The 23,274-nt window shown below is 50.8% G+C and carries 15 protein-coding genes; 11 read left to right on the plus strand and 4 right to left on the minus strand.

Translation table 11 applies throughout. The features are described from left to right. The first annotated feature begins 102 nt into the window (after positions 1–102). From ACPLJI_RS04435 to ACPLJI_RS04450, 4 genes are all read left to right on the plus strand, one after another. On the plus strand, positions 103–2,211 hold the full coding sequence (locus tag ACPLJI_RS04435) for a histidine kinase dimerization/phosphoacceptor domain -containing protein (RefSeq protein WP_424731411.1): 2,109 nt from the start codon (positions 103–105) through the stop codon (positions 2,209–2,211). A 371-nt stretch (positions 2,212–2,582) separates the two neighbouring features. Continuing rightward, entirely contained in the window at positions 2,583–4,184 is a 1,602-nt protein-coding gene (locus tag ACPLJI_RS04440; protein ID WP_424741148.1) for a pseudomurein-binding repeat-containing protein, read from the plus strand. A 213-nt stretch (positions 4,185–4,397) separates the two neighbouring features. Next, on the plus strand, positions 4,398–6,047 hold the full coding sequence (locus tag ACPLJI_RS04445; protein WP_424730493.1) for a cation:proton antiporter: 1,650 nt from the start codon (positions 4,398–4,400) through the stop codon (positions 6,045–6,047). 376 nt (positions 6,048–6,423) lie between these two features. Continuing rightward, positions 6,424–8,535, plus strand: a complete 2,112-nt coding sequence (locus tag ACPLJI_RS04450; protein WP_424730492.1) for a pseudomurein-binding repeat-containing protein — start codon at positions 6,424–6,426, stop codon at positions 8,533–8,535. A 128-nt stretch (positions 8,536–8,663) separates the two neighbouring features. Here ACPLJI_RS04450 and ACPLJI_RS04455 read toward each other — a convergent pair whose 3' ends face one another. Beyond that, a complete protein-coding gene (locus tag ACPLJI_RS04455) occupies positions 8,664–10,355 on the minus strand; it encodes a sensor histidine kinase (RefSeq protein WP_424730494.1) in 1,692 nt (563 codons plus the stop codon). A 299-nt stretch (positions 10,356–10,654) separates the two neighbouring features. On the opposite strand from ACPLJI_RS04455, the gene ACPLJI_RS04460 reads away from it, so the two are divergent. From ACPLJI_RS04460 to ACPLJI_RS04475, 4 genes are all read left to right on the plus strand, one after another. Next, positions 10,655–10,792: a hypothetical protein gene (locus tag ACPLJI_RS04460; RefSeq protein WP_374892194.1), complete on the plus strand. Its 138-nt coding sequence runs from the start codon at positions 10,655–10,657 to the stop codon at positions 10,790–10,792. Between the two features lie 140 nt (positions 10,793–10,932). Continuing rightward, positions 10,933–11,811 (plus strand): alpha/beta hydrolase family protein, encoded by an 879-nt coding sequence (locus tag ACPLJI_RS04465; RefSeq protein ID WP_424730676.1) that lies wholly within the window; start codon positions 10,933–10,935, stop codon positions 11,809–11,811. A 20-nt stretch (positions 11,812–11,831) separates the two neighbouring features. Beyond that, positions 11,832–12,449, plus strand: a complete 618-nt coding sequence (locus ACPLJI_RS04470) for a hypothetical protein (RefSeq protein ID WP_048176492.1) — start codon at positions 11,832–11,834, stop codon at positions 12,447–12,449. A gap of 61 nt (positions 12,450–12,510) precedes the next feature. Further along, complete coding sequence (locus tag ACPLJI_RS04475; protein WP_424730677.1) at positions 12,511–12,852, plus strand: cupin domain-containing protein; 342 nt, start codon at positions 12,511–12,513, stop codon at positions 12,850–12,852. Positions 12,853–12,998: 146 nt separating this feature from the next. Here ACPLJI_RS04475 and ACPLJI_RS04480 read toward each other — a convergent pair whose 3' ends face one another. From ACPLJI_RS04480 to ACPLJI_RS04490, 3 genes are all read right to left on the minus strand, one after another. Beyond that, a complete protein-coding gene (locus ACPLJI_RS04480) occupies positions 12,999–17,660 on the minus strand; it encodes a cobaltochelatase subunit CobN (protein WP_424730678.1) in 4,662 nt (1,553 codons plus the stop codon). A gap of 129 nt (positions 17,661–17,789) precedes the next feature. Then, the gene (locus ACPLJI_RS04485; RefSeq protein ID WP_424730679.1) at positions 17,790–18,380 is read right to left on the minus strand and encodes a metal-dependent hydrolase; all 591 of its coding nucleotides are present in this window, start codon (positions 18,378–18,380) and stop codon (positions 17,790–17,792) included. A 5-nt stretch (positions 18,381–18,385) separates the two neighbouring features. Next, positions 18,386–18,976: a hypothetical protein gene (locus ACPLJI_RS04490; protein WP_424730680.1), complete on the minus strand. Its 591-nt coding sequence runs from the start codon at positions 18,974–18,976 to the stop codon at positions 18,386–18,388. A gap of 245 nt (positions 18,977–19,221) precedes the next feature. Between ACPLJI_RS04490 and ACPLJI_RS04495 the strand changes: the two genes are divergently transcribed. Genes ACPLJI_RS04495 through ACPLJI_RS04505 form a run of 3 tightly spaced genes read left to right on the plus strand, consistent with a single transcriptional unit; the run spans position 19,222 to position 23,268 of the window. After that, positions 19,222–20,484, plus strand: coding sequence for an oligosaccharide flippase family protein (locus tag ACPLJI_RS04495; protein WP_424730681.1), 1,263 nt, complete (start codon positions 19,222–19,224; stop codon positions 20,482–20,484). Beyond that, positions 20,481–22,409 (plus strand): glycyl radical enzyme domain-containing protein, encoded by a 1,929-nt coding sequence (locus ACPLJI_RS04500; protein WP_424730682.1) that lies wholly within the window; start codon positions 20,481–20,483, stop codon positions 22,407–22,409. The genes ACPLJI_RS04495 and ACPLJI_RS04500 overlap by 4 nt, the downstream gene beginning before the upstream one ends. Then, positions 22,402–23,268: a glycyl-radical enzyme activating protein gene (locus tag ACPLJI_RS04505; protein WP_424730683.1), complete on the plus strand. Its 867-nt coding sequence runs from the start codon at positions 22,402–22,404 to the stop codon at positions 23,266–23,268. Before ACPLJI_RS04500 ends, ACPLJI_RS04505 begins: the two co-directional genes overlap by 8 nt. The last annotated feature ends 6 nt before the right edge of the window (positions 23,269–23,274 follow it).

The following is a 23,274-nucleotide window of genomic DNA, read 5'->3' on the forward strand; positions in this document are numbered from 1 at the left end:
TATACCAGCATACCTAACTGAAAAGCGTAAAGCTATTGTTAAGTAACCATGATATACCAGTATACCACCTCATTTTATGTATACCTTGAGTGATGTGGGAGGATGAACATCTACATAACCCTATCTGTACTGACATCGGTATTGTACCTTACCGTGGGAATCTATCCCCTCACTGAAAGAAGGAGTAATCTTGAGTGGATCTTTCTTCTCATAGCCATTACAATGGCAATATGGTCCATCACATCCGCCCTCATCTACGCCACCAAATCCATCATGCATGCAACCATTCTTTACATGCTCTCAGGTATTGCCTGGATCCTCATGCCCGCCCTTTTCCTGAACTTTGCCCTTGTGCTCTCTGCGGATGAGGAAAGGATCCATAAGTTCACGGTGCTTACAGTAATCCCGCCCCTTATATTAATTTACCTCCTCCTCATGGGATCCCTCATCAAACCCTTGAACATCCATGGCCCCCTATCATGGGCAGGGAGCATCCGAATATTCCCTGAAATGTACATGGCCGGTTACTTCACCGTCGCCGTCTCCATGATATGGAACCATGCAAGGAGGGCGCCCTCCCAACGTGAGAGGCAGATGTCAACTCTTATATTCCTCTCATCATCCTTCAGCATCATTGCAGGTTGGATCCTGAGCTCATTCATCACCTCCACCAGTCCACAGACCACCAATGCCCTGGGCCAGATTGTGGGGGTGATGGGATCCGCTGGTATATGCCACGCAATAATCAATTACCGGCCGGTTACCATGAGCCCATCCCTTGCAGGGGAGAGCATAATAGATAAGGTCACAGACCTGGTCATCCTCCTGGATGCTGATGGAAGGGTGATCTGCCTCAACCACCGGGCGAAGAAGGAACTGGGGATGGACTCTGCAGTGGACTGGAGGGAGATCGTTGCACCCGAACACCATGAGACCATTGGGGGAGAATTCAGGGACATAAATGAGAGGGCCTCATCCTCCAGTGGAGACTACCATCACAGGCCATTATCCATCAATTACATGAGGCGGGATGGTGATCGGCTCCCTGTGAAACTGTTCATCTCACTCATAAGGGAGGGCGCAGATACCGTTGGTTATTCCCTGGTGGCCCAGGACCTCCGCCACACCATCAGGTTGAGGGACCGGATAGAGGAAACAGAGAAATCCGAGAAACTTACCAGGATGCGCCTGCATGAGTTCAGGACACTCAACGAGGCTATAGTCAGGATAAACCACAGTAACAGCCCCGAGGAACTCTTCAGGAATATCATGAGCCTTGTAAACGAGCACCTTGGCCTCTCAAAGGGTTCTATCTACCTCCTGAGGGATGGGGTCTCATGGCCCATGGGTGATGGTTTCAGGGTTGATGACCCTGAGGGTATCCTGGCGGACCTTGAGGATGGTGTGGCTGTGAGGGATGATATGATAGCTGTTCCACTGAGGCACGATGATAGAAACCTGGGTTTCCTTGCCATCATGAACGGCCATGAACCTGATGAGTATGAGCTGAGGTTTCTTGAGACCCTGGGTGGTGAGGCCGCCTCAACACTGAAGAGGATATTCTATGAGAGGAGGCTCATTGAGTCCATTGAGGAGAAGGAGCTGCTCCTCCGGGAGATACACCACAGGGTCAAGAACAACCTTCAGGTGATATCAAGTCTCCTGAACCTTCAGAGCAGTTACATTGATGACCCTGAAATCAGGGGTGTGCTGAGGGACAGCCAGGGGCGTATCATGAGCATGTCAATGATACATGAAAAGCTCTACCGTTCAGGAAACCTCATAGATATCGATGTGAGGAGTTACATTGAGGGTCTTGTAAGGAACATTATGTTCTCCTACATGAAACCGGAGCAGAGTGTGGATCTAATATTTGAGATTGATGACATCAACCTCAACGTTGACACCATAATGCCCCTGGGCCTAATCGTGAATGAGCTTGTGACAAACGCCTTAAAGTATGCATTCCCTGATGGTGAAGGTGAGGTGCGTGTTTCACTGAGCCGTGAAGGCGAAGGATTCCTCCTCACGGTTGCCGATAACGGTGTGGGCCTCCCTGATGACTTCAATCTGGATGATCTCAAGAGCCTTGGAATACTCCTCGTGAGGAATCTGACTGATCAGCTTAATGGTGAGCTGGATTACAGTTCAGACAGTGGAACCGAGTTCAGGGTGAGGTTCTCAGAGATACAGTACCGGAAGAGATTCTAATGTTCAGGAAAGGGATCCTCAGGATACATTGACGGTTTTTCTTACTACATGAGCCTGAGGGGGTCCCGATCTATATCATTCAAGCTTTTCTTAACTTATAACCTGAAAGCAGAGTATAGGCTTAACCTGCTTAGCCTGAAAATAGAGGGATCAAAAATTCATGGATCACCTGCAGACGCAGACGCCTCCCAGACTCCAAAAGGAATGTTATAAAATAGAGGGATCAAATTCATGATAACCGCTAAAACCCTGAAATCACAGCTGATCATACGCGAAAGGATCACAATTTATAAATAAAATCAGGGACAGAAATATGGTTGCAGGATTCCGTCCTGCATTCTGGAGGCGATAGTATATCCCGTGGTATGCAAATGCTGTGCATGCTGCTATTTGTATGCATGGTGTTACTCAATACCGGAGAGATCTATGCCCAGAACACACAAGGTGAAGAAGCACTGCTTCCTGATAACATGACAGTACAGACCTTCAGTACAGTGATGGAGTCAGACTCCACAGTTGCAGCGGTTAATGCAAGTTCAGGGGATGAGAGAACTCTGGACTCTGCAGCGGGCCCATCAGTTTCAAGGGCCGATGTTGAGGACGCCGCAGTCTGTGTCAACAGTTTCATAGCAAGGAATAAACGCCTACCCCTCACAGTTGAGGTTGGAAGCATTAAGGTGAACACGGCACAGCTACTGCAGCTTGAAGCACAGTACGTCCTCAACAGGACACCCACAGTGAACCAGGTACAGGTACCGTCAGCAACATCCGGAACCGTGCTCAAAGGCTCAATTTACCTGAAGGACTACCTTGAAGTTGCAGGCAGAGTGCTCCAGAGTGGAGGCGCGCCTGGATACATCAGCTTCAGGGACCAGAGGATAGGATTCCAATCACTTGTGTGGCTATTTGCAAGGGCAATTAATTTTAAAGTGACAAATCAACGCCTTCCAAATTACATCAGACTTGACACACTGAATTCTGTAAAGTCATCCACCCCTGCCAGTAACAATTCCGGCAGCAGCGATGCTGCCAGTGGCAACTCAGGGTTCACAAGGGAACAGATACTTTCCGCGGCCAGATCACTGAAGATGTACATTGACCAGAATCAGAGCCTACCCGGGTATGTGCAGGTGTCAAACCAGAGGCTTGGTATAGCCCAGTTCCTGCATCTAATGGTTAAATGCCTCAACCAGATAAATCTGGGGAAGAACACCCCTATAACACCGGTTAACGCCGGTGAGGCAGCAAACCCTGCAGGGGATGCGACAGGTACCATAAAAAGGGATGAGTACCTGAGGATTGCATCCGTGGTTCAGGGGTTCATTGAAAGGAACCAGAGAGCCCCAAACTATGCAGGTTCAGGTAAAGGTAGAATCTCGTATGAGAGCCTTGTATACTCAGTTTCAAGGATTCTGAGCTTCTACAGCAGCAACAGGAGACTTCCAAATACTGTGACCGTGACAAAGCTGGCGTCCTCACTGAAAAACCGGCCAGAGAACGACCCCTACATCGGCGAGAGTACGGGGAAGTACCTTTCATCATCGGCCAACTGTCCTGTGGATAACGAGAATATAAGGTCCCTTGCAGCGAGCATTACCAGTGGACTCACATCAACATTTTCAAGGGCATCGGCCATCTTCTGCTGGGTGCGTGACAATGTGAACTACAGCTTCTACTACAACACAAGGTACGGTGCCCTGGGTACACTTCAGAACAGGACAGCCAACTGTGTGGACCATTCACACCTCCTTGTGGCACTTGCAAGGGCTTCAGGGATACCTGCAAGGTACGTTCATGGGACCTGTAACTTCACATCAGGTAACACCTACGGTCATGTGTGGGCCCAGCTCCTTGTTGGCGATACATGGTATGCTGCAGATGCAACGAGCTCAAGAAACAGCCTTGGAATTGTGAACAACTGGAACACTTCCAGTGCAGTGATAAAGGGCATATACGCGAGTTTACCATTTTAAAGGGTGAAAAACCCTTATTTCTTTTTTTAAAGCATTGAGATGCACCCATTAAACTAAGATATACCAAAGAACAGAACCCCCTTTCTCTTTCAATCAGGACCCCATAGATATACCATAAGAACAATCCCCTTTCTCTTTCAATCAGGACCCATAGGTTAAATGCACTATTATACAAAAATAAGAGAATGGATAGTCATGAAAGAGGGTGTTATAATGGAGGTTCCACTCATCAGGGAGATAGTTATCATATTCAGCCTTGCGCTGATTGTCCTCATTGTATTTAACCGGGCTAAACTCCCAACCATACTGGGCTTCTTTGTGACGGGGGTAATAGCGGGTCCATCGGGCCTTGGCCTCATATCCTCAAGCAGCATAGAGAGCCTTGCGGAACTCGGTGTCATACTCCTCCTGTTCACAATTGGACTTGAAATGTCCCCTGAGAGATTCGGTGATTTCAGAAAGACTGCCCTCATTGGGGGTACACTGCAGATAGGACTCACAGTCCTGATCGTGGCATTCTTCACACTGATACTTGGATTGAACCCTGGAAAGGCTGTCTTCATGGGTTTCCTGATCGCACTGAGCAGTACCGCGGTTGTGCTGAAGGTCCTCCAGGACCTCCATGAGACAGAAACACCCCACGGCCAGGCCTCCCTTGCCATCCTCATATTTCAGGATGTTGCTGCGGTGCCCATGATACTCACCATACCATTCCTTGCAGGGGCCGGTGGTTCGACACCGCTTCACACCCTGCTTACAGGTGGCGCTGTGCTCATCGGGACCCTCCTCTCTGCCAGGTGGATCGTCCCGAGGCTCTTTGATGTTGTAGCAGATACAAGGAGCAGGGAGATATTCCTCCTCACAGTGATACTTGTATGTGCATCTGTAACCTGGCTCACCGGAAGTGCGGGGCTATCCCCGGCACTGGGGGCCTTCCTTGCAGGTCTCATCGTTGCAAATACAGACTATGCCCACAGGGCCCAGGGGTCCATACTACCATTCCAGGAGGTCTTTCTGAGTTTCTTCTTTGTATCCCTGGGGATGCTCCTTGACGTCGGGTTCTTTATGCGGCATCTGCCCCTCATCATCCTTGCACTCATTGGTGTTATGATGATAAAGCTGGCCCTCAACAGCTTCGTGGGCTTCATCATGGGCTTCTCAGCAAGGGTCGTGGTGCTAACAGGGGTTGTGCTGGCACAGATAGGTGAGTTCTCATTCATACTCTCTGAGTCAGGTCTCAGGTACGGTCTGATGGACCGCTTCACATTCCAGGCCTTCCTGTCGGTTTCACTCATAACCATGGCCCTCACACCATTCCTCATATCACTTTCACCCAGGATCTCAGAGAGGATCATCCAGGCGGATATCCATCCGCGGATAAAGAACGGGAGGAGGTACCTCAAACCTGAGGTTAACCTTGAGGACCACCTGATAATAGTTGGTATGGGCATAACCGGGAGGAGGCTTGCAGAGATCTCCGAGGAACACGGCATACCCTACATAGGCCTTGATGTTAACCCTGAAACCGTTAGGAGGGCCCGGGATGAGGGCCTCAATGTATACTATGGGGACGGCACCCATGTGGGTGTTCTCAGACACTTCAATGTTCCGGAAGCCGCGGTTATGGTGGTGGCCATTGCAGACTACCGTTCAACGGTCCATGCAATCCATGAGGCCAGGGCACTGAATGAGAGAATGAAGATAATTGCCCGTATAAGGGGATTTGAGAATACAGAGAATTTATACACTGCAGGGGCAGATGTTGTTGTCTCAGAGAAACGTGAAGCAACAGAGAGGATATCCGTGGAGATATTCAGCTGTTACAGTGGTGTCTGTGAACTTGAGGGGCGAGCCCCCATTTGAAGGTGTCCAGATCAATCCATGGACCCGCTGGGGGCGCCACGGTGGCTTCATGTGGGATATGCTGACGTTTCCATGCGGATAATGGATTCATGAACCTGAAAATAAACCCTCTTTAAAGCTCTAAAGCTGAATAGGGACCCTCATATCTGTCATTCAGTTAATGACGTCATGCTCATACCATACCCGTGCATGGCCAGTAAAAAAAGGCCCCATAGTGTCTATTTTGATTTAAAAGGCTCTAATATTGTCTTTTTTCTTATTTTAAACCACAATATTTATATACAATGCACTTTTTAAGAGTGTATGTGGGGTTTCCAAAACCCCCAGTGGAGGCGGTAAAATTTCGGGAAAACTGAATCTACTGATAGCCCTAGTTATGGTGCTATTTCTGGGCTCAAATGCAGCAGTTGCCATTGAGATATCAGATAACGGGACAAGCAGTGGGACAGAAATCAGCGATAACCAGACATTAACTGAAAGTGAAAACCAGACATCAGATGATGAAGGTGAACGGATATCCGCCAAGACAGAGGAAACATCTGAACCTCCCCACGGGGCCATCTGGGTTAAGGCCTACGATATGGGAAGGGTCAACCTCACAGAACTCAGAGAGAAGGGTATAACCGATATATTCCTTGAGCAGCTGGCCTTCAATGACGCAAGGTTCAGCAGGAACCTCACCTCGTTCCTTGGCAATGCATCAGAGCAGGGAATACGGGTGAGCGCCTGGGTGATCTGCCTCAAGGATTCCAGCGGAAAATGGGTTGACCCCACCGGTAGATACGCCTACAACGTTACAAAAACAAGTAAGGTGACTGTGAAGGAGCCATACAGGTACTACTACACCGTTACCGTGAAGAAGGCCTACACCAGGTACGTGAAACAGTGGTACAAGTCATGGTACAGGAAAAATGGAAAATTGAGGTACACCTGGAAGTACCGGTACGTCAAAAAGACCTACTACAAATACGTGAAGGAGACACGCTACACCATCAAGTACCGTACGGTGACAAAGACAGTTACAACCACAGAGACTGTTTATGGATACAACACCACCTACGCAGAAAGGTTCCTTGAGAATCTAACCCAGAGGATACTCTCCTACACGAACATATCGGGTGTGGGTGGGGTTCACCTGGACTACATCAGGTACCCTGGAAACGCATACCAGGTCCCCAATGCAACAAATACCATAACAGAAATCGTCAAAAGGATAAGTGAAGCCGTCAGGGCAGTTAATCCTGGACTACTTCTATCAGCAGCACTGATGCCAGAGAAGTCATCGAATGCCCACTACTACGGACAGAACTACACTCAGCTAGCCGAATACCTGGACGTCCTCATACCAATGGCCTACAAGGGCAACTACAGGGAAGACAGTGCATGGATACAGAATGTAACATCTTACATTAAGGCTAAGAGTCTCAACGCAGAGGTCTGGACAGGACTTCAGACATACCGATCAGACTCCAGTGTGACACCCATCCCTGAAGATGAACTGATTGGGGATATAAACGCCGCCCTCAGTGGAGGGGCAGATGGGTACGCACTCTTCAGGTACGGCTTGATTGACACTGACTTTATAGCTGGAATACCATCCGCAACAACAAAGCCATCTGCTGCCAATTCAATAACTGCAGAGCTCATAATGGACGCCGCCAGCAGGTTCAAGGCATTTGTGGAGTCAAACTACAGGCTCCCCTCCTATGTCACCGTGGGGGAAAGACAGGTTACACCTGCAGAATTCCTCTACCTGCTGGCAGAGTTGCTCACGGGAGGTGACCTGAAAACCGGGTCATTCAGTGAGGGATCAAACACAACACTATCAGCATCAGGGACAATCCAGAAGGACGAGTACCTGAGAATAGCATCCCAGGTTATAAGCTATATGTCAGTGAATGGCCGCCCACCAACCAGTGTACCGTCCAGTGCAGGGAGCCTGAGCTTCAACGTCCTGACCTATATCCTCTCAAAGATCGCTGCATTCAAAGAGGCTAACGGCAGACTTCCAAATTATGTTACAGTGGAGAGTTCAGTATTCTCAGGAGGTTACCTTTCATCAACAGCCAACTGCCAGGTCAGCGCCCCTGAAATACAGTCCCTCGCAGCAAGCATAACAAGGGGTCTCACATCAGCGCTATCAAAGGCAACAGCGATTTTCAACTGGGTGCGTGACAATGTGAACTACAGCTTCTACTACAACACCAGGTACGGGGCTCTGGGGACGCTTAAAAACAGGACAGGTAACTGTGTGGACATGACGCACCTCCTTGTTGCTCTCTCAAGGGCAGCCGGGATAAAGGCAAGGTATGTGCATGCCACCTGTACATTCATCTCAGGCAACGTCTATGGACATGTATGGGCCCAGTTCTACCTCAATGGTTCATGGGTAAATGCCGATGCATCAAGCAGCATGAACTCCCTTGGAGTCATAAAAAACTGGAAGAGTGCAACCATAAAGGGCTACTACGAAAGTTTACCATTCTAAATCCATTTTTTTATTTTTTTATTATGTGAAGGGCATCCTACAGTAAAAAGTGGGACATGCTTTGAGTAAGAGCAACCCTAACAATCCACCCACCAGCAGCAGAAACTGCCCCTGAATAAAACCAAGACCTAGAACCTGCTTTTATATTCAAGTTCCCTGAAATGCAGGGACACCACAGTACCATTATCAGAGATCAGCTCAAATTCTCCATCGAGCTGATCTGCCAGTGCACGCATTAGTGAGATGCCCACGGTACCGGAGGGTGGGTTTTCGATACCGACACCATCATCTGCAACTGTCAGGTGAAGATGGTCATTGGAGGTGATGCGAACATCAATCATGCCCTCTCCCTCAGGGAAGGCATGTCTTATGGAGTTTGTGAGGGCCTCGTTGATGAAGAGTGCCAGGGGTATGGCTGTTTCAAGGTTCAGGCGGACATCAGCATCCACCCTGAAGTGCACCCCGTGGGCTGAGTGCACCGTTATCAGTCTCTCCATTAGCCTGGTTATGAATGAATCCATCAGAACACCTGAAAAGTCCCCGCTGTCATAGAGGGTCTCGTGGATGATTGCCATTGCCCTCACCCTGCTCTGGGTATCCATCAGGATCCTGCGGGTATCATCATCTGCATTCATGGCCTGGATGTTAAGGAGGCTTATTATGATCTGGAGGTTATTCTTGACCCTGTGATGGACCTCAGCAAGAAGGGCGTCCCTCTCCATGAGTGTATCCTCAAGGGACCTCTTGGCCAGTATGAGGTCTGTTATGTCTGTTAGTGAGACTATGAACCCGGCATATTCATCACCCTGAAACCTCGGGACCATCCAGCCGGTGTAGTGCCTGCCCTTGAGGTCCGTCCTGTCAATTATCACCGGCCTCCTTTCGCCGCTGTACTCAGGAAAATCCACAACTCCCAGCCTCTTCATTGCTGTGTTCTGGTATAAGATGTTCCCCTCAGCGTCGAACACTGCAACGGCCTCTGCCAGGTTCTCAAGGACGTCCCTGAAGAATCGCTGGGTCCTCCTGAGGTCCCTCCTGTAGGTTTTCCTTTTAAGATCAATCCTGTTGAGTTCCGCCGCGACGATTATGACGGAGACTATTATGATGGATACTGTCATGCCCATGAGGAAGACCTCACCGAAACCCGGGAACATGTGATACCTCATCTTAAGCGTCAGAAGGCCCAGGAAGGTTATACTGGCTATCATCACTGGAAGTATGAGCCTGACTATGTGGCCACCAACAAATGATGCGTGGAGGGGCGCCATAACCCCCCTCTCGGGAAAGAGGGAGAGTATGGATACGGCTATGAGTATGTGGAGCACCGCAGTGTAGAGTGCCATGAGGAAGTACTCTCCATAGACACCGATACCCGCCACGTAGCCCACCAGGACGCAGTAGGAGATCACACCAGCCGGGAAGGTGATTATCTGGGCCACGCTGAACCTTGATGTTGAGAAGAGAAACAGGACAGCGGCGTATATCAGGAAGAGAACGGATGTTATGAGCCTCGAGTTATACCCGTATTCAGCACCCTGGATGTAAGTGGAAATTGTCAGGAGGTAGAATACCAGGAGAAATGTCCCTGTAAGTATCGCAGGACCCCTGAAAGCCCTTGCGAGGGCTATGAGGGAAGCTGCCAGGGGTATGAAGAGGATCGCGGTCACCGGCTGTGTGGGTGGGGATCCCAGGACACTGCCCATGAGATGCTGGTTACCGGCTGCCCAGCCTGCAAGTATAAGTGATGATATCACAATTACGGTTGCTGAGGCAGAAACTGAGATCCTCCTTGCAAAAAGAACAGAATCAGACCACTCCATCTTCAATCCCATGGAACGTTATATCCCTCATTATTAATAAAATCTTCGAAATGAGTTATTAACTGGGTTGAGTATCAGTGAAAAGGTTCTGGTTCGAAGTGAATTACTGATTGAGACGGGCATTTATTAACATTCACTGTTCTGCTTCTAAGTGAATTACTGATTGAGACGGGCATTTATTAACATTCACTGTTCTGCTTCTAAGTGAATTACTGATTGAGACGGGCATTTATTAACATTCACTCAGAAAGTTATATTCAATGAGTTTTCCAGCACTTTATGTGGTTGGGGGTTGATATATGAAACGTTTCCTCTGCCCTCTCTGCAGGGCCAATGTATCATCCGAACTTCATGGGAGCCACCGGGAACGGTTTTACTATCTTGTATGCCCATCATGCGGTGCAAGGGTGTGCCTGGACGGTGAAAGGATCCTCTGAGGTCTGATGAAGGGGACTGAAAAGTCAGATGCGGCTTGAGATCCGGTCCGTGAAAAACTGTCATGGACAGGAGAACCTGTGAAGGGAACCCATGCAGTTATTTAACCAATGAGTAACAGAAGGTCAACCGGTGAAAATCCATGAAAATATGGGCCGCTATCCTCCTCTCTATGATCCTGATGATCCCCTCAAGCACAGCCCTCAGCAGCGGGGTCACTGATGAACCGGGTTACGGGATGATAACCGAGAGCCACGGTGAGGGAAGCCAGAGGTACTGGATCTTCAAACCATCAGAACCAGGGAGTTACCCTGTCGTGGTATTCATCCATGGCTGGGCCGCCACAGAGCCCCTCTTCTACATGGCCTGGATAAGACACCTTGTGAGGGAGGGGAACATCGTAATCTACCCGCGCTACCAGAACCTTCTGGATACAGCATCAGATGCCTTCACCGATAATGCCGCGGATGCGGTTGGGGAGGCCCTCAGGAGAGTGGGGGGTGAATGGAACGGTGAACTCTTCCTTGCAGGCCACTCAGCCGGGGGCATAATAGCCCTCAACCTGGCATCCCGGAAGGATATACCGGACCCTGATGGTATCCTGGCGGTGCAGACAGGGGACTCTGAGGGGGGCAGGAAATTCGAGAACCTCAGCGGTGTCCCCCCAGACACACTGCTTGTGGTTATGGCCGGGGACAGGGATAATATAACAGGGACGGCGGACTCCTACAGGATAATGAGGTCCACACCCCAGATACCCGGGGACAGAAAGCTGTTCCTCCTTGTGCGCTCAGACCGCAACCTGGTGGCTGACCACATCTCACCACTTGCAGTTTCAGATGAATTCGGGTTACTGGTTGACAACCTGGACTACAGTGGCTACTGGAAGGTACTGGATATGATGATGGAACTTGCACGTGAAAATAAAACACTCGCGGACGCCGATACCGGGAGGCTCCTTGGCATGGGCAGCTGGGGTGATGGAAGAACCGTCAGGAGGATGGAGATTGTTAAATACTGATGACAGGATGGAGGTTTCCCATGGATAGGAGGATTCTGATAGTTGCAGGTGTTATAGCTGGACTCATAATCGTCACGGTACTTGCGGTTGAGGTCTTCGATGATGCAATATTCGCACAGATACCCTACAGTTACACATCATACACATCAATCCCGGCAAATAAGCCGGGTGAGGGTTCCCTGGGCGGCTACTACTCAATAAATGGTAGGGGGAGGGACTTCAGGTTCCAGATAGTGCTCCCCGGTGCAGAGAACCTTGACACCCATGAGGTCAACGGTACCAGGATATGCTACAATGAGAGCGGGTTGAGTGGAACGGGCCACATAGACCACATCGACGTCACCTGGGATACAGTTCTATCACTCCTGAGTGGTGACCTGAAGTCTGCAATGTTCAGCACACCCCTCCGGGGACACTACAGCATGACCTGTGCCGCCTGGACTGGAGGTGGGAGTTTCATGAATGATGGAAGAAACTTCACCGGTGACTTCAGGATAAACGGTGTTGAGACCTTCTTCGGCGGGAACTTCACCCTGAGAGAAGGGAATGGCCGCATAGTCCTCAGTGCAGATTACATTTACCACCCCCAGGGAAAGCCAGAAGAGGCCAGGCGGGTTAAGAAGGACTTCTACATGTGATTCCCACTGATGATGGTTTATCTGAATGTTGGTTAAGAAGGACTACATGTGCTGACTGGTGATGGTTTATCTGAATGTTAAGAACCCTGATGGCCGCGAATATGAGAGGGTCCTGGATGCTACCCTGCTCTCTGGGATCCTCCATCCGAAGAATGACCCTGTGGGGATGAACTTCAGCCTCGCCCATGCCCTGCTGAGAGAAGGTGAGGCATCACCGCCCCACCGCCAGAGGGGATCCGTGGAGGTCCACTACATCCTTGAGGGTGAGGCCATCATGCAGATTGATGATGAGGCAAGGGTGGTGAAGGTGGGTGATGCTGTATACACATCTGTGCAGTACATTGAGAACATAGGGAAATTGCTCTCATTCCTTGTGCATTATTTCTCCATGGTAGAGAGATGATGAGGAAGTCCTGAGTAACAAGCGTAAACCGGATCATCCAATGCACAGATCCCGAATAAACTTACCAACAGAAGCCAGTAATCTGCTTCATGTGAACCTGACATCAATAAATGAACATCACTTAAAAAAATATGTGGGGGTGGGATTCATTTTCTTCCAGGGCCAAAGAAGTATCCAAGCCCTAAAAGAGCCACTATCGCCACGATACCCACTATTGCATAGACCGGTATTCCAGTCCTTAAGTTCACTGAATCTGAGGCTCTGCTGACCTCATAGGCCTTAGCTGATGTTTCACCAGGTTTAGAGTATGTAGCTGCCTCCATTCCGGGTGTTAATGTTGAAACAGCTGAACTATGTGATCCACGCTGCTGCTGTGATCCCATATCATCAGAGGATGTGCCTGGGGACTGTGGATTTCCTGGATTTGAGGGTACTGTCGGTGTGGATCCAGCATCAGATGATGGTGTGAAGGCTGCGCTCTTTGTGGCAGCATACAGCTTCTCCTTGACCCTTGAGAGAAGATCAGGATTCACATACTGCATGGCCCACTGCATCATTGCAATGTTACCGCAGCTGCAGTCACAGCATGCGACACCGTTTTCTGCTGTTAGTGATGCCCATGTGGATGCCAGCAGCCTGAGTGTTCCCTCATCAGGCTTCCAGTAGCCTTCATGGGCGGCTGTGAGCATTGTACCTGTAATGGATATCATTGCATAGGAGTTCCTGCCTGAAAGCCAGTCTCTAATACCCAGTCCATTAACATCCCTGACGTAGGTGTCCATGAGTTCATCCCAGGTCCATGATGGAACACTTCCAGGGGCTGTGCTCTGCCACAACCAGAGGGACCTCACAGCAGATGATAATCTGTTGGCCCCTGCGTAGCCCTCAGAGATGAGTGACCTCACGTACTCAGGGTTGAGGTACCTTGTCCTCATATCAAGGGCCAGCGCCTCCTGCAGTGACATTAACTGGGGGTTTCCTCCTGCTGTTGTTATGATGTTGACTGATGGCGCAGTTCCTGTGAGTTTCTTTATGGCCAGTGATAATCCTCCAAGGTAGTCTGCCATGTCATCGTTCTCTGCCACACCAACAAGGTATGTGCTTCTTCCCTGGTAGACCGCTGATACACCTTTCAGGAGGTCCGCGAAGAGGTCGACGTTCTTGACACCCCATCCTGTCTCGGAATATGATGTGCCCATACGGCTCATGAAAAGATCTGCGAGTTCATCCGTGTTATTGTAGGTCCAGGACATCTCACCTGCCTCCTTGACCCCTGTACCATATGATCCCAGGGGTGGAGCGAATATCCTGTATATTGCAAGGTTACCTGCTGTGGATGCGTTCATACCGGCGTTCATGTATTTGAGGACAAGTTCAAGCCAGTGCCCTGCCACCCTATTCATCTGGATGGGGTCATTTCCCTCCTGGAAGAGTTTAACAGCTTTGAGGGGTTTGACGGCTGCCTCAAGGGCCTCTGAAACCTCGGGGTGCTCTGTGAGTACTGTGCGGTAGGATGCCGCAAGAGCCAGGCGGAAGGCCCTGTCCATTGTTATGGCTGCCTGTCCATAGACGTCCCTGAAGAGTCCGCTCACCGTGACCACGGCGTCTATTCTTGGTCTTCCGAGTTCACTCAGCGGTATCAGTGTCACACCCGTCACCTGTCCTGAGCTGCTCCATATCGGCTTCACACCCAGGAGGTTCAGGACGAATCCTACCATGGCTCCGTCGTCCCTTGCTGTGTCCACTCCCCAGATGACCACTGCAAGCTTCTCTGGAGGCTCGGTGTAGGTGGCGAGGACCTTCCTCACTATCTCTGCTCCCAGACTGTAGGCCGCTGATGTGGGCACTATGCTTGGATCTATTGTGTAGAAGTTCCTCCCTGTGGGCAGTGCTGATGGGTTCATCAGGGGCTCCTTACCGAGTCCCGGGTCCACATAGCCCCCTGCGAGTGCGTTGAGGAGGGATGACATCTCCATCCTGGTGCTGTTCCTGATGAGTTCAATGTACTCTGCTGCGCTCCGGAGCACTGCAATGATGTCCGGTGAGGACGTGATGTTCTCTGGTTTCGAGCCGTTTAAGAGGGCCTGGATCATTTCAAGTGTCCTGTTCTCCAGTATCATTCGCTGGTCAACTGTGATTTCCTCGTAGATCCATCCATAATCTGCTGCCAGTAATCGGTAGATGGATGTGTCAGCAGTTGAGATCATTGAGGCCACCATGTAGGTAATGGCTTCATGGCTCCATTCCCTTCCAAAGGTGTGTAAACCGTAGGGTATGAGGGTGCCCTCAATCTTCAGGAGGTATGATGATATTGCGGGTATGAGTGCATCGGCTGTCGCGTTTTCAATGTTGAGGCCCAGCTCATCCCCGAGCTTTGCTTTGAGTGCCGCTGTTCTTATCTCTGCAAGGTACTGGTTCCTGAGCGGATCATCCGCTGCATTCTTGTAGATTGTTATGAGGTTTTTGAGCTGGAGGAGTTCGCCGTACAGGGTCGTTGATTTCATTGCAGGTGTCAGGTGGTCTATTATAACTGCAAGGCCCCTCCTCTTTGCTGCAAGTCCATCGGCAGCGTTATCAACGCGGTATATGTATATGGATGGTGTTGTATCGACGACAATGTCCGGGAAGTCATATTCTGATAGCATCACCTCCTTCCCTGGCAACCACTCGTAGCTTCCCATTGTACCCATGTGTATCATTGCACTGGCATTGAAGACCCTGTTTATCCATGCATAGTATGCGAGGTACTGGTGGTGTGGAGGCAGTATGCCAACAGTGTACAGCATTTCGGGGTTGGCCTCCCATCCACGCTGGGGCTGGGGCCCTATGAAGACGTTTCCAAGGATGAATCCGGGTATGACGATGTACTTCCGGCCGTTCCTTGTAACCGTCATGACGTTGCCCGGGGCCTCACCCCACCCGCAGAGTCCGGGTATGGCAAGTAACATGAATGACTCCCTGGCCGCCCTGAATGTGCTCCACATGCTGGAGTTGCCATTTATTACTCCCCTGAGTGCGGTGTACATGACCTCAAGGAGCTGAAGTCCCTCCACCTGTTTCTCAGATGATTTTATGTTGTCCTTCATCTCAGCGTACCATGTGTCCACTGTCTTCATCAGTGTGCCTGCACTGGTACCCCTGCTGAGGGCCAGCTCCACCAGCTCCTCAATGTATGCCGTGGGTCCCTCTGTGACGTATCTCCTTGCGATGGGGTTGAGGGTCTGGAACCATGCCTGATATTCCTCTGCATCCCAGAGTATGACACCCGGGGTATCTGCCAGTCTCTCGAGTTCCCCTGGGGCCCAGTTTGCAATGTTTATCCCCCTCTCAACCATGAGGCCTATGAGTTCAGCTGCGCCTGAGATGTTACCTGCGCTGTAGCCGCTGGCCCTGAGGTTCAGAAGGATTTCATATATGCTCTCTGGTACGTTGAGGTAGCTTGCGCCGATCTCTGATTTTCCTGGAGGATAGTTGTAGTAGATTATGGCTATCTTCTTCTCTGATTCTGGTTTTATTCTCAGGTTGACCCAGTTTATGAGTCTCTGCGCCAGTTTCTCTATTCTGTCAGGTAATGGTGAGTAGGAGTATGTGTATGCCCCTGTGATGCTATCTGCCTGGAATTCTGCTGCGGCGATGATTATGGGTTCTATGAGGCCCTGGGTCTCCGGGAAGCCTGCCTGTCCCATTATGTCATCCCTGCTCCATGGTGTGACACCATCACTGGAGACGAGCCAGTCATCAACGGTCCTTGTGTTCACCACGACCCCCCTAAGTACCGGGACGTTCAGGAACTTGAGGAGGCTGTTAACCTTCTCTGATGATGTCCCCCCGAGGAGGTAGGTGCTGAATGATACAATGGCCTCCACACGTGATGTGTAGAGGGTCCTGTTTGCCTCGAATGCAGCAATATTTGGTGCCGTGGTGAAGAACCTCACCATTGCAGAGTAGGCGTTATCACCGTACCTTGCAACCACTGAGAGTATGTTGAAGGTGTCCTTCAGTCTGTCTATGAGCATATCTATGTGTGCTGCGCCACCTCCGAGCATGTTACTTTCTGCCTCTATCAGGCCGACCGTTGGTCTTGATGGATCGATGGGGTACTCCCTGAGGTAATCCGTGAGGTTATCGTAGAGTTTTCCGTCACGGTAGAGCAGTTCCCTTGAAACAGCCCTTGGAGGACCATAGGTCACGTTCAGTGTGATGTTCCTTGTACGCGCCCATGTATCGGCAGCCCACAGTATCTGGTTCCTGTAGCTCTCCACGTTCCTGTAGCAGTAGTATCCTTCGCCCTGGGCCCAGATGGCTATCTGGGGGTACTGGTTTACGTAACCTTCGAGGAATGGGAGTGGCTCGAGGACCCTCAGGGCCCTGCTCACCGCAGTCACCACGGTGTCAGGGACGCCACTGAAAACCTGCGTATCATTTATCCTGCTCATTCTCACAAGGTCTATTCCGCTTGCACCGTCAAAGAGTGCGAAAAATTTGCCATTCAGGATCTCTGGTTTATCTGTCAGGACCCTCAGTATCTTTGTATAGTCCTCTGTCCCCAAGTAGTTGCATATTATAACGTCAGATGAGTTGAAGAGGGCCTCTATCTCCTCCGGTGTGGAGTTAACTATCTGGGGTGAGCTTCTGACCCTCACTGTGATGTTCCTGTCAGGGTACTCCTCGAGGACCCGGTGGGCTGCATCATTAACGACCCTGGTACCCTCAATGGAGTGTATCACAAGAACATCCACTGTCCCGTTGTCTGTTGTGTTCTCTGCACTCACCGTTCCCGGCAGGACAAAGACCAGGAACACTGCCATAAGTATTACTCTGCTGCCTTCTATCCAATCACCTCCATGATTATATTGCAAAAATAGTATTACTTATTCCATGATAAAAAGCTTTTGATTATTTACTGTCCTAATAAATGTATTAAAAGGTGGTAGTTTTCAATCATCCTTGAAGTCCACGAAGATGCTCTCTGAGCCATTGGTGTGGTAGGATGTCACGTTGACGTCCCTGTCCGCATCAACCTGGATGTCCACGGTCATGGTCCTGCACTGCCCCTCCCTGGTGCTGTTGCGGACCTGGGGGTGGAGTGCATCATCGGGCGCACCCACCGAGACCAGGGACGTGACCACCGTGACGGCTATGAGGAATGATAGGAGGGCCCACTCACCGGCCGTCCCTGTCTTTATCCTCTTCTTCCTCTGGAGGCAGTGGTAGGGTGTGTCCTTGAGGGGGTAGAGCAGGGGGCATCCATGGACCGTGAAGAGGTCCAGAAGGATGTGGGATGTGATTCCAGCAAGGAGCGGGATCCCGTTCTCCGGACTCTTCAGTGAATAGAGTAGAAGGGGTGGTAAAATAAGGAGTGTGTGTCCGATGCCCCTGTGCCTCCCTGTGAGGTAATCCAGGAGGTCAGGGACTGTACCCGCAGCCCCGGCGAGGAGGGCCCCTCTGATGATTGACGTTACAGGGTACAGGAAGTTGATCAGGAGGAAGAGAACGACTGCAGCTGTTACATGAGTCCTTAACTTCACCTATTTCACCTTACAATGTAGTTGATTGTCCTGAAGACTATGAGGGCAAACCAGATTGCGCTCGTTGCAAGGAGACCGTACTCCAGACCCACCCTCAGGTAGCAGAGCGAGGCAAATACTGATATGAGGGCCATCACCGTGACAGAGACGTCGATGGAGTCCCCATCCAGGCACCTTGATGGGTTGAGCTTCCTGAAGGTTGAGTAGAAGGACTGGACCTCACCCCTGAAGGTCCCGGTGAGGCCCGCCATGTAATTCACCCTCCCGTTGGTGTGTAGCCAGAGGTACTTGCCCGCCGCCTTCCCTGTGAGGTCCTCGAAGTGGTCCATGAAGACCCAGGTCTCCCTCTCGATGGATGCTATGGCTGTCATTATCTCTGTGATGGTAAGCTTCTCCTGTGCACCGGGTTCATGGGCCCTCATTATCTCCAGGAGGCCTGCCTTGAGGGGCATGGGTGATACCAGGTAGACCATGGCGGCCTGGAGGTTGAGTTCCTCTGCCCTTTCACTGAGTTCATGGTAGGTGTCCCTGATGTTCCCGCCGCAGTGGATGATGTTGCCATCCTCAAGACAGGACACGATTTTTATTAAATCCATGGAATAAAGTAATAAATAATATTATTTAAAATTTTCGTATGATGATGTGGGGTGCGACAGATTTTTACTGCTGTAGGTTTAAGGGAGGAATAGGATAAGATGGTCTGGAAGGGATAAAATCAGCAGACTGTGGCTGGTATGAGCATGGATATCATGTGCAGTTGATTTAACCTTCATAAAGGAAGCCCTGACCAATGCTGGAGGTCCCTGATATATCCCCCATGGATCAGAGAAAGGATGATTGAATGAAGATACCATCACCATTATCAAACAGCGAGCATCGACGTGTCCTGGATAACATAATCTCACTCACAAGTATACAGCTTGTGCAGTACCTCCTCCCCCTCATCACATTCCCCTACCTCACCAGGGTCCTGGGTCCTGCCAACTTCGGTAAGGTCGCCTTCACGGTTGCCTTCATAACCTACTTCCAGATACTGACAGACTATGGCTTCAACTTCTCAGCCACCAGGGAGATCTCAATACACCGTGATGACACTGAAAGGGTGTCCCGGATCTACAGCTCGGTTATGGCAACAAAGACCATCCTCCTGGCAGTGACATTCATGGCCATGCTCGTCACGGTCTTCCTGATTGACAGATTCAGATCAGACTACCTCCTCTACATCTTCACCTACGGCCTCGTTGTGGGCAACCTCCTCTTCCCGGTCTGGTTCTTCCAGGGAGTTGAGAGGATGAGGTACATAAGCATCCTGAGGATAGTGAACTCCCTCATCTACACCGCACTCATATTCCTTGCTGTGCGGGGACCCGGGGATTACCTCTACGTACCCCTCATAAACTCGGCGGGATTCATAGCCGTCGGTTTATACAGTCAGAGGATAGTCATGAGGGAATTCGGTGTTAAATTCATGATTCCATCCCCTGCTGATATAAGGGAGCAGCTCCTTGAGGGGTGGCACCTCTTCATTTCAACCCTGGCCATAAGCCTCTACACCACATCCAACCGTTTCATACTGGGACTCCTTGTGAGCAGCGCAACCCTTGGATACTATGCCGTGGCAGAGGATATAACCAGGGCCCTCCAGGGGATCGTATCACCCATAAGTCAGGCCATCTACCCCTACTTCTCAAGGATCCAGAAGGATGACCATGAAAGGGCGAAGTATGAGCTCAGGAAGATGCTGATCTTCATTGGGGTCCTGACCTTCGGGCTGTCTCTTGGCCTCGTCTTCCTTGCACCCCTCATCGTGGGGATACTTGCGGGTCCCTCCTATGGTGAGAGCATCCCCCTCCTCCAGATACTGGTCTTCATAATCTTTGCAGTCGGTGTCAACAACATCCTGGGTGTCCAGGGACTGGTATCCTTCGGCTACAAGGAGAAGTTCATGAGGATCGTCATATTTGCAGGTGTGGTGCACATCGGTCTCCTTCTGGGACTCGTCATGCTCCTGGGCTCAGGGGGTGCCGCGGTTGCCGTTGTCACCACCGAAATCATTATCGGAATCATTGAGTATATCATACTCAGAAGGATGGGAGTGCTATGAAGAATACCGTGCTGAAGATCGCAAGGAGAACACCGTTCTTCCCCTATTTAAGGGCCTATCACACCCTATACCGGAAGCAGGGCCTGGATTGTATTAAAACCAGGATAATCAGCTCCGGCAAAAAGGACATCCTTGAAAGGAGGCTCCATCAGCTTGAGAAGGTCTGCAGGGACTCCCGCATACATTTCAATCCCGGTGACAGGTTCTTCTACAGCATAGACACCGGGATCCATGTCCTGGAGACAGAGGGTTACAGGCGCCTTGGAAACCTCACACCTGACTACGGACTCCTGGTTGAGAGGGGCCTTGAGGGTATTGATGAGATGATAGAAGATGAGCCGGGTGGTTACCCGGATATCCTCAGAAGGGCCCTGGGGGCTGTTAAGCTCTACCTTGAGAGGTGCGCTGAGCACTCACCTGAAATCGCAGATAAACTCAGAAGGGTGCCCCTGAAGCCGGCAGAAACCCTGGAGGAGGCACTGCAGTCAATACTGTTCATGAATTCCCTCATCTGGATGTACGGGCACCCCCTCATCGGCCTTGGGAGGCTTGACAGCATCCTTAAGGAGTACCATGAGGACCCTGAGGAGTCCCGTGAACTCATAAGGGACTTCATCCTGAGCGTCTCCTCCTGCTATGAGTTCAAGAGCAACGTCCTCCCCGGGGACACCGGACAGGTGATTGTCCTCGGAGGGGAATACAACGACCTCACACGGATATTCCTGGAGGTCATGCTGGAACTCAGAATACCCGACCCCAAGGTTGTGCTCAGGGTTAACAGCAGAACACCGGATGATGTATGGGAGCTCAGCTACCGGTGCCTCAGGGAGGGCCTCGGCTATCCCCTCTTCTCCAATGACGATGTCATCGTGGACGCCCTCAGTCAGTACTACAGCAGATCAGACGCCCTGGAGTACGCGACATCTGCCTGCTGGGAGCCACTCATCCCGGGTAGGTCCTCTGACCAGAACAACCTGGCAAATCTGAACCTCCTGGAGCCCCTGGAGGATGCCCTCCACGGGTTCAGGGGTGAATTCAATGAACTGCTTGAGAGGTACCGGCAGGAGCTGCACAGGTACATCGATGAAGTTATAGAGAATGTGGAGTCGGTCAGGAATGAACCATCACCCCTCCTTTCACTCCTCTTCCCTGACTGTATCAGGAACTCCCGGGATATCTGTGATGGTGCAGGCTACTCCATCAACGGGGTGCTGACCGTGGGGATGGGGAACCTGGTAAACTCCCTCCTCAACATCAGGAGGTTCTGCTATGATGAGAAGACGATGGATATCACCGAGGTTGAAGAGGTGATCATGGATGATTTCAGGTCCTCCGAGGCACTCAGGGTGGGCCTCGAGTTAATTTCTCCAGGGTATGGTATGGACGAGGATGAGGTGGTGGAACTGACAAACACCATCATCCAGATGCTGCAGGATAAACTCGGGGGGAGATACAAGTTCGGTTTAAGTTCCCCGGGCTACATAACACTGGGGGAATCCACCGGGGCATCCTTTGATGGGAGACACGCAGGTGAACCCCTCGGCGTCCACATCTCCCCCCTTAAATTCACTGACGGCATGTCCTACACCGAGGTCCTCAACTTTGCAGCAGCCCTGGACTACATGAAGGCCTTCAATGGGGGTGTTGTTGATATAATGGTCGACAGGCCATTCCTTGACCGTGCAGGGAATGAATTCATGGCACTCATAAGGACAGGTCTCCGTAGGGGTGTTATGCAGCTCCAGGTCAATGTCCTGGATCCTGAAGTACTCCTGAGGGCAAGGGACAACCCTGAACTCTACCCTGACCTCATAGTGAGGGTCTGGGGATTCAGCACCTACTTCAGGGACCTTCCAGAGGAGTACAGGGAGTTAATAGTCAGGAGGGTCCTTGAATACTCAAAGCATGGTGGTTACAGTGGATGAACTCCTGATAACCGGCATCCAGAGGTTCAGCGTCCATGATGGTCCGGGTATAAGGACCACCGTTTTCCTCAAGGGCTGCACCCTCCGGTGCCCCTGGTGCTGCAACCCCGAAAACATAAGGGGAGAACCCGAGGTCTACTTCAAAGAGGAGAAATGCATCGGCTGCCTTGAATGTGTGAAGAGATGCAGCTTCCTTGATAAGCCCCGGGACATATTCAGGTTCCCTGAACACCATGAGTGCGCCAGAAGCTGCCCCTCAGCTGCAATGGGTGTCTACGGTGAGTTCACAGGAGCAGATGACGTTGCAGAGGTCATACTCAGGGACCTTGACTACTACAGCTCCACCGGCGGCGGTGTCACCTTCTCAGGGGGTGAGCCCCTCCTCCAGGCCGATGGCATACTCAGTGTCACCCGCAGGATAGGTGAAGTCCCCGCAGCAGTTGAAACATCACTCTTCGCCCCCGGCGAAGCGGTTGAGAAGTTAAAGGGTGATGTGGACCTCTTCCTGGTTGATGTGAAGATACTGGATGATGCAGGGTGCCGGGAGGTCACCGGCGGCGACCCTGAGGTTTTCAGGAGGAACTTTGAAAGGATCTCTGAGGGCAACTTTACAGTAAGGTTCCCGGTGGTGAAGCCCTACACATTCAACAGGGAGAACATCCGGGCCCTCATCAGATTCCTCAGGGAGAAGATGGTGGATCACATTGAGGTCCTCGGGATACACAGGCTGGGACTTGAGAAGTACCGGAGTCTGAACCTCCAGATGCCTGATTTCTCAGCCCCTGATGATGCTGAGATAAAAAAATTGAAGTGGCTACTTGAGAAGGAATCAATAGGAATGAATTACCTGAAAATTTAGGTGCAT

Source organism: Methanothermobacter sp., assembly GCF_049720995.1.
GTDB lineage: Archaea > Methanobacteriota > Methanobacteria > Methanobacteriales > Methanothermobacteraceae > Methanothermobacter.

Excerpts from the sequence above, each read along its gene's own strand:
- ACPLJI_RS04455 (WP_424730494.1), bottom strand. The coding sequence starts at position 10,355 with ATGGAGTGGTCTGATTCTGTTCTTTTTGCAAGGAGGATCTCAGTTTCT.
- ACPLJI_RS04450 (WP_424730492.1), top strand. The coding sequence starts at position 6,424 with ATGGTGCTATTTCTGGGCTCAAATGCAGCAGTTGCCATTGAGATATCA.
- ACPLJI_RS04490 (WP_424730680.1), bottom strand. The coding sequence starts at position 18,976 with ATGGATTTAATAAAAATCGTGTCCTGTCTTGAGGATGGCAACATCATC.
- ACPLJI_RS04440 (WP_424741148.1), top strand. The coding sequence starts at position 2,583 with ATGCTGTGCATGCTGCTATTTGTATGCATGGTGTTACTCAATACCGGA.
- ACPLJI_RS04470 (WP_048176492.1), top strand. The coding sequence starts at position 11,832 with ATGGATAGGAGGATTCTGATAGTTGCAGGTGTTATAGCTGGACTCATA.
- ACPLJI_RS04495 (WP_424730681.1), top strand. The coding sequence starts at position 19,222 with ATGAAGATACCATCACCATTATCAAACAGCGAGCATCGACGTGTCCTG.
- ACPLJI_RS04475 (WP_424730677.1), top strand. The coding sequence starts at position 12,511 with ATGGTTTATCTGAATGTTAAGAACCCTGATGGCCGCGAATATGAGAGG.
- ACPLJI_RS04465 (WP_424730676.1), top strand. The coding sequence starts at position 10,933 with ATGAAAATATGGGCCGCTATCCTCCTCTCTATGATCCTGATGATCCCC.
- ACPLJI_RS04460 (WP_374892194.1), top strand. The coding sequence starts at position 10,655 with ATGAAACGTTTCCTCTGCCCTCTCTGCAGGGCCAATGTATCATCCGAA.
- ACPLJI_RS04445 (WP_424730493.1), top strand. The coding sequence starts at position 4,398 with ATGGAGGTTCCACTCATCAGGGAGATAGTTATCATATTCAGCCTTGCG.
- ACPLJI_RS04480 (WP_424730678.1), bottom strand. The coding sequence starts at position 17,660 with ATGGCAGTGTTCCTGGTCTTTGTCCTGCCGGGAACGGTGAGTGCAGAG.
- ACPLJI_RS04500 (WP_424730682.1), top strand. The coding sequence starts at position 20,481 with ATGAAGAATACCGTGCTGAAGATCGCAAGGAGAACACCGTTCTTCCCC.
- ACPLJI_RS04435 (WP_424731411.1), top strand. The coding sequence starts at position 103 with ATGAACATCTACATAACCCTATCTGTACTGACATCGGTATTGTACCTT.